Genomic DNA, 13,222 nt, shown 5'->3' with positions numbered 1-13,222 from the left:
TTACACTTGCACTCGAAACCGATTAGGAGGAACAATAATATATTCGTGGCGCGCGACGGTACTGATTCTCTTCTTGATCTCAGCGGGTGTTGTGTATTCCCAAAACGCTGATTCCGTGCGTTCTGCGGCTGACAGTCTTCATGAATCAGGAATGCAGGCGGCTGGCGACTATCAACTCGACCTTGCCCGGTTTCACCTCTCGCAAGAGATAGGAATGAGGGAATTGATTTCGGATACGAACGGTCTTGTAGACGCCCTGAGTGGTCTTTCCTGGGTGCTTATTCTTTCATCGCAGTATGATTCGGCGCTAACCACATCGGAGAGAGGTCTTGCTCTTGCGGCTCGATTCATGGGCAGGGAAGATACTTTGACCGCGCGCCTGGAAGGTCTTGTGGGAAAAGCGTACGGCGGTCTGAATAAATACAAAGAAGCGATGGAGCATCTCAAAGCGTCATTGCTTATCCGACTGGCCGCACTCGGAACCAAACACCGCCGCGTAGCGGATGCGTATTATGACCTTGGGGTGTACGAATTCCAGTTTGCACATTTCGACGACGCTATTGTAGAACTCTCTTCGGCGGCATCCATTTACACGGAGATCGATTCCCTCGAATCCGCGAGAAGCTGGCAGTGGATTGCCGCTTCCTGGGGAGCAAAAGGCAGGCTCTCCATGATGGACTCGGCTGTCCTTAAAAGCATCGATATCGCTCGTGCGGCTGTAGGCGATTCCTCGCCTGAACTGATTCCCTTTTACGGTTTTGCAGGCCAGCTCTATGCAGGGCTGGGATTCGAGGAAAAAGCCCTGGGATACCGGAGCAATGCCATGGAACTCGCAGAACTCTCCGGTTCTCCGTGGTGGCTTGCGCTTTCAATGAGCGATCTGGCATCCACATATTTCGAGTTAGGCGAGCTTGAGAAGGCCGACTCGCTGGCCTCAAGGGCGCTTGAAGTATTTACAGAGGTGTTCGGCGAAGAGGGACCCAGGGTATGGGCATATTACAGCCTTCTCGGCGAGATCCGAATGAAGGAAGGCAAAACCGATGACGGTCTGAACCTTCTTTCCAAAGCCGTTGAAAATCTGCGGAACCTGCCCGAAGGTTCTCATCCCCAAATACTTGCATCTACGCTTGACGATCTGGCTACCGGTTACCGCGAGAAAGGGAACTATGCGGAAGCGGTAAGGAACTACGATGAGGCGCTCAGCGTTTGGGAGAAATGTCCTGTTGGAACGGGCTTCGGTGTCGCAGAAACAATGGATGGATTAGGCGCGACTTATCTTAAAGCCGGCAACCCAGGAAAAGCGCTTGCATATTTTGAAGCAAGCGTCCAGATTAACGAGAAGAATTACGCTCTAGCCCCTTTGAGTCTGGCAAAAGGTTACACTCATCTTTCCCAGGCTGAAAAAGCACTTGGACAGGACAGCGTGGCTTTAATCCATGCAAGCATGGCTGCAGATGTCTTTGAACAGAGCAGCCTGAGGGTTGGAACGGAGTACAGGAAGGCATACGCCGAGAAGCACAGCGAGATATACGAGAATTATATAGATCTGCTTATGGCGTCTGGAAGGTTTGAAGAAGCCTTCGAGGTTGTTGAACGTTCAAAGCTTAAAAGACTCAAGGCCTCGCTTGAAGAGGGAAGCATGGCTTTAGGCGAGGATTCCCTGAAACAGAAATTGAATTTCGCAAACGAGCTTTCGCTTGAAGAAGGCATTATAGCCGAACAGCTTCTTGCGGAAAAAAGCAAGGACACGCTTGAACAAGCCCCTGAGCGAATCGCATCCCTTTCAAAGATACTTGCCGAGACGAAGGCGGAGTTCTTCAAGGTCGTGAGCGAGATTAAGACAGAACCAGATTACGCTTTCGCAGTAACTGTCGATCCCGTCCTCTTTGCATCTTTGAGACAGGAACTGCCCGAGGGACAGAAGCTTCTCATGGCATACCCATCAGAAAAAAAACTGTATCTATTTCTCGTCTCGGATTCCAACTACGAGGCAAGGTCCATAGACATCAGCCGGGATTCTGTTTCAAGACTCGTTGCTCAATGCCGCTATCTGTGCTTCGATAAAGGTTTAAGGCTGATAGCCTATCAAAACATCTCCCTGTGGAACTGGAACTCACCGGACAGCGCTTTCTATGAAAGGGAGGTTAAACCTTTGAAGGATGTATTGACTAAGCTTTACGATCTTTTGATTGAGCCGTTTGAGGCTTCTCTGGAAAACTCAAGGATCGTGACGTTTATCCCTTCGAGTGAACTCTACTATATTCCATTCGGAGCGCTCGCTTACGAAAAGGAGGGTAACCTTCACTTCTTATCTGAAAAGATCAACTGGAATCTCCTGACTTCTGCCGAGCTCTTGAAGTGCATCCAGCGAAGATCTGACTGGCCTGCGGATAAGCCAGATACCCTTCTAGTTGTTGGCAATCCCCTCGGCGCTAACCTGCCTGAATCCCAGATAGAGGCACAAGCCATTGACAGCGAGTATCCCGGCTCGATACTGCTTCTTGGCGAAAATGCAACCGAACCTGAGGTCACCGATAAGAGCAAGAACATCAAATTCCTCCACATAGCGTCTCATTGCAGGCTTAATTCAACATCGCCGTGGGAGTCATACATCCAACTCTCGTCGACCGCGGAATCGGACGGACGGTGGACAGCGACTGAGATTTCGGGCGAGGAATGGCGAAGAATGCAGCTTGTGACCCTTTCCGCGTGCGAAACCGCTATTGGTTCAGACAAACCAGGTCTTGAATGGGAAAGCATGGCAAAAGCGTTCTCTCTGGCTATGGAGGGTCCGCCTTCGATTGTGGCGACCCTCTGGCCGGTAGCTGACGAATCCACAAGGGATTTCATGATCTCTTTCTACGGCTATCTTAAAACCATGAGCAAATCCGAGGCGCTTCGCAGAGCCCAGTCGGATTTGATACACAGTTCAAAATACTCCCATCCTTTCTTCTGGGCCCCGTTCATTCTTATCGGCGAATGGCGATAGCGCCGGTCTTCTGACAGACGTCATTTGTTTGCTTAATATGGAATCCAAACGACGTACTAGATAAGGCCTTGAGCTCCATCTGGTATGTTTCAAGGGTAGACTTGACTAACACAAGTATTATTAAATAATCTTATAAGAGTAAAGGAGGTTTAATTAATGAAGAAAACATTACCCATAATCCTGACTTCTCTTGCAGTATTGGTTGTATTAGGATTCTGCGCTTACTTCCCATACATAACAATATACGATTTCACTCTGGAAAGAATGGCAAGAGCATACTTCTCCGACATACCGCTTGATCCCAACATGTTCCGGCTGCAGGTGACGATTGCGTCATTGCTGATTGCAGGTGTTTTGACATGCGTGATGGTTTTACTCAGAAAAGCCTGCCGTTCGCTTGATCTCCAGCTTTTTAAAAGAATACTCTCCTGGGGTATCTTTTACATACCTATTGTGACTATACTCATGCTCTCAGGTATGTGGTTAGATTTCAAGATGGCTTATCAATTGGAATTCAATCCTCGAGCTGTTTACTTCAGGGTGGCGTATATTTTTATTGCCGAGTGTACTCTAATTTGAGTTGTTTTGGAGGAATAGATGAAAGATAGCACTAAAAACATCATACAATTAGGTGTAATTCTCTTTATTGCAGTTCTCGGTTACTTACTGTACAATTTTCTATTCATGTTTGTCGCAGGTATTTCACTTGCATTGCTTGCTATAAAAAAAGAAACCTCAACCCATTATCGGGCATTTACTTGGATAGGATCAGGATTTTTTTTGGTCTCAAGTATTAGTTATCTCTTGGTTTGGATATTCCAAGATCGTGGATTACTTTACTTATTCAGACTTGGATGGTTTAAATATTATGATATCCTGCCTAACTTGTCATACTTTCTTTTATCATACATACACAGGTAAGCAACTTCATTATGAATTTCGTAATACCATTTTACCCTTGACAACCCCTTTTACCCACAATATACTTCATTTAAATAAACCATATTTAAGTTAGCTTTCTAAACGCTAAGGAGGTCGGCATGAGTGTTTTAAGGGTTCTTCCTTCGGTTTCAGCAGTTTGCAGAAGTTCTGTTGCAGGTTTATTTTTTATGTAACTTGTATCCCAGCCAAGCGCCCTCAGCCATTTGCTGAGCTTGCCAAGCATCGCATCCGCAAGGAAGCTTTGTTTCATATCCATTGTATTATTGTAATTTGTAATATAGGAGCGTCAAGTTTGAGGTCTGTTAGCTTTTACGGGCGCTCGCTTGCCAGAGAAGCGTTGCGTTGAGAAACTCCTCAATGTCGCCATCAAGTACCGCATCTACATTGTGTTGCTCGTGTTCGGTGCGATGGTCTTTAATCATCTGGTAAGGAAAGAGCACGTATGAACGTATCTGATGTCCCCACGCTATTTCTGTTTTGGCATCCTCCAGCTTCTCCCTCTCCTTGTTCGCTTTTTCCTGTTCATAGGCATACACCCGTGCTCGCAGGACCTTCATCGCATTCTCTTTGTTTTGATGCTGCGAACGTTCATTCTGGCACTGAACGACAATGCCTGTCGGAATATGAGTTATCCTTATAGCGGTTGAAAGTTTATTGACGTTCTGCCCGCCATGACCGCCCGCCCGGTAAGTATCGATCCTTAAATCATCAGGACTAATAGAGACCTCTACATCTTCTATCTCGGGCATTACAAAAACGGACACAAACGACGTATGCCTGCGCTTTGCAGCATCGAATGGAGAAACTCTAACCAGTCTGTGAATTCCTGATTCGCCTTTAAGCATTCCGTAAGCAAACTCGCCTGAAACCTCAATGGTTGCATCCTTTATTCCCGCAACATCGTCGGGCTGAAAGTCGAGAACATTCGCTTTATATCCCTTCCTCTCAAAGTATCTCAGATACATACGATAGAGCATCTCCGCCCAGTCGCAGCTTTCAACACCTCCGGCTCCTGGATGGATCGTCATTATTGCCATTTTTGAATCGTTCGGATCGGAGAGCACAAGCGATATCTCTAGGTCGCGAAGTTCTTGCTCGGCTTTATCCAGCGTCCTTGAAAGGTCTTTTTCCGACTGAGAATCGCCTGCAAACATCTCATAAAGTTCATCAGCCTCGCCTATTTCCTTTTCAAGGCGCTCAAGGGTCTCGATGATTTTTTCAATGCGCGAAAGTTCACTCATTGTTTCGCGCGCTTTTCTTTGGTTATTCCAGAAATCAGGTGCCGAAGCCCGTTCCCTCAGCTCATCTCTTGTTGCCGCTAAAGCGGCTGTGTCAAAGGAACTCCTTAATCCTGGTGAACTTTTCTTCCAGGTCTGAGATACGTTCCTTCATAAGTTATTTTTTAGAGCTTCGTTTGGGCCTTGTCGTTTTCTTTGCTTCGGCTTTTGCTGCGGCTTGTTTGGCTTCAAGTTCGGTCTTTTCCTTTGCCGTAAGGATTTTTGTTCCTTTTGTTTCACCGAAGCGTGAACGGAAGCGTTCAACACGGCCTGCCTTATCGATTATCTTTGTCTTGCCGGTAAAGAACGGGTGACAATGCGAACAGATGTCAAGTCTTATCTTCTCTCGCGTAGAATATGTCTTGTATTCAAATCCACAAGCGCAGTGAACTGTCACTTCTGCGTACTTTGGATGAATCTTGTCCTTCATTTCTAAATCTCCTTTTTGCCTCCCGGCGTTCCGTCGCGGGGAGCTTTAATTTTAATACGAGTTAGCTCTAATGTCAAGCTGTGACACCATCTCGATGCCAGATTTGAATGCAGCTCGCCGCAATTTTAGTATTCAGGCTTAACACTTTGTGGTCATGTATCATTTACCTTGTCAAGCCAGAATTAAAGATATGCGCCAAGTTTCTTAGTCGCGATTCAAGAATAGCAGTCAGAAATCACGGACAGAAACTGGACAAAAGTGGCGGCTGGAAGCCGCATTGGCCGAACGAGCGCTAGGATGCATACGTTCGGCAGGACCGATTTCAGACGCGGGTTCCCCACGTAAGTGCGAAGCAATTTCGTGGGATAAAGGGTTGACGGTTTGTAGTCAGGTTTGGAGAAAACCGCGCTAGTTAATCAGAAATGTCTTTACGAAACTCCCTCGGGGATGTGAAGCAATCTATTCCAGGAGGGAATGTTCATTATGATCCCACCGGTCTGCGACCACCCCCCTTCATAAGGTGGGAAGAAAGTCTCCTCGTGTCTTAAGGATGGAACCGCATGTTATTAGCTTTGTGACATGGGACTGTTCGCTTCACTCACCCTTCTAAGCTTCGGTCCAACTCCTCCATATTCTTGTCAATTAAGCGGTGCAGCGGAGTATCTTCTAATGAAGTGTTCGACCCTTTATTTGAGATACCTCATCGTCATATCCATCACGGCGGCAATGTTCTTTGCGTCCTTGCTGTAGCCGGAGGAAGCGACCTCCTTGTTCTTCTCGTCAAAGTACTTGCCCGTGACCGCGCTCAAATCGGGTGAAGTCGCCAGGTGAGTGTACGTGCGCGCCATGTCCTCGGGCGATATCGCGAACTTGCTCTTCATCGCATAGATGGATTTCATTTTCTCGGAAAGGTTGGGATAGCGCTCGATGTCTATCTTGACGTTCGTGACGCGGATGCAGTTGACCGTTATTCTCGTGTCCTTCAGCTCCCCGGCAAGCCAGTACGTGTACATCACCTGCGCGAGCTTCGACTGGTAGTACGCCTTCTCCACGCTGTACGGCCGGTTCTTGAATTCGGGGTCGTCGAGGCTTACCTTGAGGAACGGGTGCATGACGAGCCCCTTGGAGGCGACCGTTATCACGCGGCCCTGCTCGCTTTGCTTCAGTCTGTCCGTAAGAAGATTGGTTAAAAGCACTGGCCCAAGGTGGTTGGTAGCCCAGACGGTTTCGATATTCTCCTCACTGAACTCGGGCGTTTTTCTGCTGATGTCGAAGTCGGCGGCGTTGTGAATCAGCGCGTCCACCTGCCGGTAAGCGAGCGCGTCGACGGCGGCACGGATTGAGCGCTGCGAAGCCATGTCGATAATCATCAGTTCGACGTCTCCGCTCTTGCTTTTTTCCTTAATCTCCTTGAGCGCCGCCTCGCCCCGTTCCTTGTTCCTACAGCCGATTATGACGCGGTACCCCGCTTCGGCGATTTGAACGGCCGCGGCCTTGCCTATGCCGGCGTTCGCGCCCGTGATGAGGCATATCTTTTTTTCTATATTATTGTTTTCCATGATAAGGCAGTATAGCGGCAAAGGACGAGCGTGTCAAGGATGACCGGGGGTGAAGGGGCGAAACCCAAATTCCAGATGTCATTCTGAGGAGTGGAGGCCGCAGGCCGGAAGGACGTGAGTCCGAAGGGCGAAGCAACCTCACTTTCATACCACTTTCCCGTTTAATGTCGGATGCTGCGGGCTTTATCCAATTACCTCCCCCTTGACAGGGGAGGGTGGGACTGTCGTTGCGAGGAGTGACGCGGCGAAGCTTCGAAGGGTGACGCTTGCGGAACTATCTCATTGCACTATCTTTGAAATGTGAGATTGAGCCATATGATTTTGGTTCAACACCATGGGATGGTACGCTTCACTCACCCTTCGGAGCCACACCCCCTCCGGTGGTTCGCAATGACGAATTAAGGGTAAAGCGTTTCAATACAGAGGAACAGCACGTTGAACAAACTCTGGCGAAGATCAGTAAACCTTTCCCAAATTGCAGGTACGGATGAGATGTTGTGCGCGCCATGATTTCTAATCCCATAAGCTATCGCTAAATCCCTTCCACCAGGGATTGAAACTGTACTACTATCACAAAATCTAAAGGGAGCGTCAAGCAATTGCCGCAAGGTCAAATCAAAATCATTTTCAAAATAAGTATTGACTTCGCGAAGTTGATCGATAGGTCGATCGGAAAAACCTAGGGAAGTTCGATCTGAAAAATATTTAGCTTGCTGTTTGAAGCAACACCTGATGCCACTTTTCGTTTTGATTAATGCTTCGATAATTACGGCAATGTCGAAGAGCATGTTTGTATCAAGTTGTCCTGCAAAATCGCTCTCTTGGGCGTAGGGTGGAGTTTTTTCCAGATTATAAAAACGAGCTAAGGTATAGGCAAAAAGAATTATCAAAGATATATCTCGATGTCCTCTTAAGAGACGAGACCTAAGCTCTTCCGATGTTATATGTTTGCTATAAGTGGATTGGTATTTGTTAAGTAATTCCTCTAAGAATTTAACTCGTTCTAATGTCCATTCTTTAAAAGTATTTCGCGGATCCGTGTAATCTAAGGTAACAAACACGAAGGAGGGCGTATCTGGCAATGTCGTTGGATCACTATGTTTTCGTTTGTCCTCAGCTAATGCCTGGTGCATCAAGAGGTAGCCTTTATCGAGATTACCATTGAGGATGGCCGTTCCGCCCCAGAAATAGAAGGCAGTTCCTTTATGTATTAAACAATTCTTATTTTTGGTTTCCCAATCTAAGGCAGGTTTTACCGCGAGTTCCCATAAATACTCGGCATCACTAAGCCGCCTTTGATTCCAAAACCATTGCCACATTATTGTAAAGTTGGAGAAAAATTTATCGTGGCTGGATGCTTTCTGGAGTTTTGAAAGAGTCCCATCGTTTTCAACTGAGTCGAAGAATACAAGGGTTGCCTTCTCAAATTCTTCGAAGTTAAGAACAGGACTACTGAAGAAGGAAGAGAAAAGTTGGCGAAATGCTTCGTTCATTGGTTGCCCTAAATCGTAAATCTCAAACACTCGACCTTCAACAATCAACTTGCTTTTTTTCTCCTCCATCTACACCTCCACCTTCCTGTCAAGGCTCCGGTACTGGATGGCCTCTGAGATGTGCTGGGGCTTGATGTGTTCGGAGGAGTCGAGATCCGCTATAGTCCTTGCGACCTTGAGAATCTTGTCGTGCGCGCGGGCGGAGAGCCCGAAGCGCTCCATCGCGGTCTTCAGGAGATGCTCCGAGTCCGGGCCAATCTCGCAGAAGGCTCGCACGTCCTTCGCGCCCATCTGGGAGTTGGAGTATATGGGCTTCTTGCGCACGGAGGATTTGAAGCGTGCGAGCTGAACGTTCCGCGCTGCCATCACCCGGCCGCGCACGTCCTCCGAACGCTCGCCCTGCTCCCTGCGGCGAATCTCGTCAAAGCGAAGCTTCGGCACCTCGATGTGGATGTCGATTCTATCCAAAAGCGGGCCGGAGATACGGGAGCGGTAGCGCTGAATCTGCGGCGGCGTGCATCTGCATACGTTCACGGGATCGGTGAGATTACCGCACGGGCACGGGTTCATGGCAGCGACCAAAGTGAACTGAGCCGGATAGCCTATGGTGACCTTTGCGCGGCTGATGACGACCTTGCCGTCCTCCAAGGGTTGGCGCATGACCTCGAGAACGTTGCGGCGGAACTCGGGAAGCTCATCTAAAAACAGCACGCCGTTGTGAGCAAGGCTCACCTCGCCGGGCTTAGGTACCTGCCCCCCGCCGATAAGGCCTGCGTCCGAGATTGTATGGTGGGGCGAGCGAAACGGACGTATTGCGACGAGCGCGCGACCCGATTCGAGCGCGCCAGCGACAGAGTGTATGCGCGTGGTTTCGAGCGCCTCCTCGAGCGACAGGGAGGGAAGTATGGTCGGGAGTCTCTTTGCGAGCATGGTTTTGCCTGTGCCCGGCGGTCCCACAAGAAGGATGTTATGCCCGCCTGCCGCCGCGACCTCAAGAGCGCGCTTGGCGTGCTCCTGACCCTTGACGTCCGCAAAATCCACGCCCCAGACCATCTCCTCGCGGAAAAGCTCGTCAACATTGACCTTGGCAGGCGCGATATCGAATTCGCCGGAAAGAAACTGCGCTACCTCGACCAGGGATGAGGCGGGGTAAACAAACCCGTCGCCGTGGATGGCTGCCTCCGCCGCGTTCTCCTTTGGAAGAATGAGCCCCTCGAATCCCAGTTCCTTTACCAGAGCCGCTATCGAGAGAGCGCCGCGAACGGGCCGCATCGTTCCGTCAAGCGAGAGTTCGCCGACGATGATGTATTTACAAAGGGCTTCAAGCGGCACGATGCCCCGGCAGGCAAGTATGCCCAGGGCTATGGGCAGGTCGTATGCGGCGCCCTCCTTTTTAACGTCTGCGGGAGCCAAGTTAACCGTTATCCGCGAGGAGGGTATCGGAAAACCGGCGTTCTTGACCGCGGCAAGCACGCGATCCTTTGATTCCTTGACCGCAGCGTCAGGAAGACCAACCGTTGTAAACGCAGGCAGTCCGCGCGCGATGTCAACCTCGACCTCTACCTTGTATGCGTCGATTCCCAGTAGTCCTGCTGACGTAACCTTTGCAAGCATATTGCATTCCTCCTAAATTCAATTCAATATACGCAGTTATTTAAGGAATGCAATGTCATAAACTTTTGTTGTGTTTACGCTCCCTACAGCTTTAGAGTAAATATCTCTTTCGAGACTTGATCGCTAACGGACCAGCACCACCTTCAAAGGTCGTCTCGTCAAAGCCTCGGGCACAATGAAGTATACGCCTGGCGCCCTGTCTTGGCCCCATTGGATAGTGCCCTGTTTCTGAGATGTGTACAACTGGTCAACCCTTCTGCCCGATGCGTCGTACACGGATGCTCGGAGGCCTTCCGGAAAGTCCGAGTAACGGAGCGTAATCGTCGAGCCTATCCCTGACTCTAAGTCGATTTGGTGGGTTACGGGTGTTACGGGCGAGGAGGGCGAGGGGGAGGGTTCGGAGATGCCGGTGATGTCGAGGTCGTAAATCTTGGCGTATATGTCCCAGCCCTTGTGCCGGCGGTTGTCCTGCCACACGTAAATGATGCGGTTGCCTCCGGTAGCTACAGAGTTGTAGTTCGCTACCTGGTAGTGAAAGCAGAATTGATCAGGGTCGTTCACCTGAAGCTTGCGGCTCCAGGCAGTGCCGTCCGAGTGATAGTATACGGCTGAGACCTCGGGATTATCCTCGGAGTTTGAGTAATCGGTCGCATAGACAACAAAACCGCCCCCGGGGAGAGAGGCGTTGCTGACGCTGGTGTAAGTACCTGCTTGAATTCCCGTGTTTATGTTGGATCCGAGTTTCGAACCTAATGCATCAAAAAACTGGACGAACGTATACACGGAATCGGTCCACGCTATGCAGAAGTTGCCTTTCTCGTCAATCGCGAGCGCAGGTTTCAGACAATTGTCGGAAGGTCCCTCGTCATTTACCATATTCTCTTCTCCAAGGGGTTCTGCGGTAGAACGAAAACGCTGCATCCATATACCGCCTCTCAAGTCTTTCCATACGACTACAAAACCTCCGTCGTCCTTTAAACCAATAGCAGGCGGATTGTAAAAATAAGACGAAATGGACGGCTTGCCCATAACTATTTCGGAATCGTCAATAGCAAGGTTGTCTTTATCGAAACGTTTAACGCAGATTACGGATGAACCCTCAATTTTTTGAACCCAGGCAACGGCAAAACTACCCTTGCGGTTCATCGAAACATTGAAGTAACCATAGGAATACTCATTCAGTTTAAAAGCAACTTCATTTTTATCCGGGTATCCTCCGGACGAGTAACGCTGGGCTCGGATTTTCGAAGGATCGCCGGTCGCTTTATAAACAAATACGAACTCACCGTTCTTGCGATTCATGCTCGTACGGGCGTAGTATTGGGGCAATAATCTGTTGATATCTGACGAGTCCTTTAGCGATAAAACATCGCTCAAAAATTCATCTTCATTTGAAAACCTGCGCAAGCAGGACGCTCCATAACGCCAATCCTCGCCCCAGAGGGCGATAAAGTTTCCATTGTCATCCGCAAGTACTTGCGGTCCAGTCTCGAAGATCGAGCTTTCATCGTCGGTTATGAGCATCTCGTCGCCTATGATTGAGCCGTAAACCATTCCTCTGCGTCCATACAGTTCTGTAAGCCCACCTCGTGTTCTTGAATACACTGCAAACCACTGATCTGCCTGAAGAACAAGCGCCTTGAGGAAGCAATCCTCAGGTCCCTCCTCGCTTATCGTCATCTCCTGACCTCTGAGAGAACCGTCCGCAAAGAAGTTCTGAAGATAAGAACGGTAATGCCCGCTCCGCTGGTCACTCCAGGCGACTGAGAAGCTTCCGTCCCAGCTCACTGCCATCTTGTGCGGGCTAATGCTGGTGAGGTTAGATTTCATCTTGAGAATAGCCTTGGCGGGTTCACTAGTAGTTCCATCCCAGGGATAAGCTCTGAAATAAAGCACATAAGGAGTTGTAATTAAAGCGTCTCGAAGAATCCATGTGATAACAAACTTACCTGAATGATCGCTACCAACATCAAGAGATGCGATCCATGGAACATGAGCCCATTCCGTATAGCCAAAAACCATAAACCAGTCACCTCGCGGTTCGCCATTTGGTCTGTATGTACGGGCACATACCATTAGCGTATCCGCTATCTCTGTACTCCAAACCGCAATAACCGCGCCGTTGGAGGCAATCGATACTTTCAGATTCAGACCAGAACCTTCAAGAACATGCTGGACTTTGCCATTCTGAGTTCCATCTGCATTGAACTTCAAAAGCCCCATATAACCGGCATCCTGCCATAATATAACGTATTCACCGTTTTCGTTCATCGCCATGGCGGCTTCGTGATAGGGACCCAAGGCAAAAAGCATGGTATCCTTTCCAAGAAGTTGACCAGAAGCTGAAACCTTTCTCAGCCAGTATTCACCCGCATCGCCACCAGCCCGCCAGAAAATGTAAGTTTTACCTGAGCTATCTGAAAAAACAGACACAAGAGAAATCTCTCTATGCATCGAATCGGATGTGACCATCCTGTTACTTCCGGATTTTGTAAGATCGGTCGAAAGGAACTGGCCGAATAAGTCACTTTCATCGTTACGGGCGTTTCTCGTGTCTTCCCAGGCAACGAACCAGCCACTAGGCGATGGCGCTGCTAAGGCATTGCCTTTCGTACACTTGTTGGGTGAATCCGAGTTGACAAGAAAATCATCCTTCATCACACCCGTGTTCAAGAGTATTGTTATGGATAATACAAGCGTGCTCATTTCTCCTCCTTCCCCGTATCGGGGAATGCACGTTAACCTCTACTATAGTCTAGGCTCTATCCCGACACGTATCAAGAGCAGTTGTATCTCAAGAACCACCTGCAACCCCGGGCTCACTTATTGAAGATTCTTCTCTATTCTGGAGAAGACTATTTTCGACTAGATTATTATAGACTATTCGAGCAAGTCTGTCAAGTCTCTTCTATAGATAT

At 48.9% G+C, this 13,222-nt stretch carries 9 protein-coding genes; 2 read left to right on the top strand and 7 right to left on the bottom strand.

Translation table 11 applies throughout. From position 1 onward, the window contains the following. Window positions 1-91: 91 nt before the first annotated feature. Entirely contained in the window at window positions 92-2,989 is a 2,898-nt protein-coding gene (locus tag GX441_01820; protein ID NLI97379.1) for a CHAT domain-containing protein, read from the top strand. Between the two features lie 156 nt (window positions 2,990-3,145). Then, complete coding sequence (locus GX441_01815; protein NLI97378.1) at window positions 3,146-3,568, top strand: hypothetical protein; 423 nt, start codon at window positions 3,146-3,148, stop codon at window positions 3,566-3,568. Window positions 3,569-3,995: 427 nt separating this feature from the next. On the opposite strand, the gene GX441_01810 is transcribed toward GX441_01815, so the two are convergent. The 7 genes from GX441_01810 to GX441_01780 form a co-directional block, all read right to left on the bottom strand. After that, complete coding sequence (locus GX441_01810) at window positions 3,996-4,187, bottom strand: hypothetical protein (GenBank protein ID NLI97377.1); 192 nt, start codon at window positions 4,185-4,187, stop codon at window positions 3,996-3,998. A 46-nt stretch (window positions 4,188-4,233) separates the two neighbouring features. Continuing rightward, window positions 4,234-5,323 (bottom strand): peptide chain release factor 2 gene (locus GX441_01805; GenBank protein NLI97376.1). Its coding sequence is split into 2 segments (ribosomal slippage): window positions 4,234-5,283 and window positions 5,285-5,323, totalling 1,089 coding nucleotides; the frame shifts between segments, so codons are not numbered across the junction. Between the two features lie 3 nt (window positions 5,324-5,326). Next, window positions 5,327-5,638 carry a 50S ribosomal protein L31 gene (gene rpmE, locus GX441_01800; GenBank protein NLI97375.1) on the bottom strand — a complete coding sequence of 104 codons (312 nt, stop codon included), beginning with the start codon at window positions 5,636-5,638 and terminating at the stop codon, window positions 5,327-5,329. A 686-nt stretch (window positions 5,639-6,324) separates the two neighbouring features. After that, complete coding sequence (locus tag GX441_01795; GenBank protein NLI97374.1) at window positions 6,325-7,197, bottom strand: SDR family NAD(P)-dependent oxidoreductase; 873 nt, start codon at window positions 7,195-7,197, stop codon at window positions 6,325-6,327. Between the two features lie 398 nt (window positions 7,198-7,595). Then, window positions 7,596-8,759, bottom strand: coding sequence for a hypothetical protein (locus GX441_01790; GenBank protein NLI97373.1), 1,164 nt, complete (start codon window positions 8,757-8,759; stop codon window positions 7,596-7,598). Then, window positions 8,760-10,304 carry a YifB family Mg chelatase-like AAA ATPase gene (locus GX441_01785; protein ID NLI97372.1) on the bottom strand — a complete coding sequence of 515 codons (1,545 nt, stop codon included), beginning with the start codon at window positions 10,302-10,304 and terminating at the stop codon, window positions 8,760-8,762. Window positions 10,305-10,427: 123 nt separating this feature from the next. Further along, entirely contained in the window at window positions 10,428-13,010 is a 2,583-nt protein-coding gene (locus GX441_01780; GenBank protein ID NLI97371.1) for a hypothetical protein, read from the bottom strand. Between the last annotated feature and the right edge of the window lie 212 nt (window positions 13,011-13,222).

The sequence above is a fragment of the bacterium genome, assembly GCA_012517375.1.
In the GTDB taxonomy this organism is placed as follows: Bacteria; Hydrothermota; Tepidihabitantia; order B3-TA06; family B3-TA06; genus JAAYVC01.
The sequence above is the reverse complement of the archived record's forward strand: the minus strand, read 5'-3'. Positions and strand labels throughout refer to the sequence as shown.

Bases quoted from the DNA above. Each gene is read 5' to 3' on its own strand.
- GX441_01780 (NLI97371.1), bottom strand. From the start codon at position 13,010: ATGAGCACGCTTGTATTATCCATAACAATACTCTTGAACACGGGTGTG.
- GX441_01810 (NLI97377.1), bottom strand. From the start codon at position 4,187: ATGGATATGAAACAAAGCTTCCTTGCGGATGCGATGCTTGGCAAGCTC.
- GX441_01795 (NLI97374.1), bottom strand. From the start codon at position 7,197: ATGGAAAACAATAATATAGAAAAAAAGATATGCCTCATCACGGGCGCG.
- rpmE (NLI97375.1), bottom strand. From the start codon at position 5,638: ATGAAGGACAAGATTCATCCAAAGTACGCAGAAGTGACAGTTCACTGC.
- GX441_01790 (NLI97373.1), bottom strand. From the start codon at position 8,759: ATGGAGGAGAAAAAAAGCAAGTTGATTGTTGAAGGTCGAGTGTTTGAG.
- GX441_01785 (NLI97372.1), bottom strand. From the start codon at position 10,304: ATGCTTGCAAAGGTTACGTCAGCAGGACTACTGGGAATCGACGCATAC.
- GX441_01815 (NLI97378.1), top strand. From the start codon at position 3,146: ATGAAGAAAACATTACCCATAATCCTGACTTCTCTTGCAGTATTGGTT.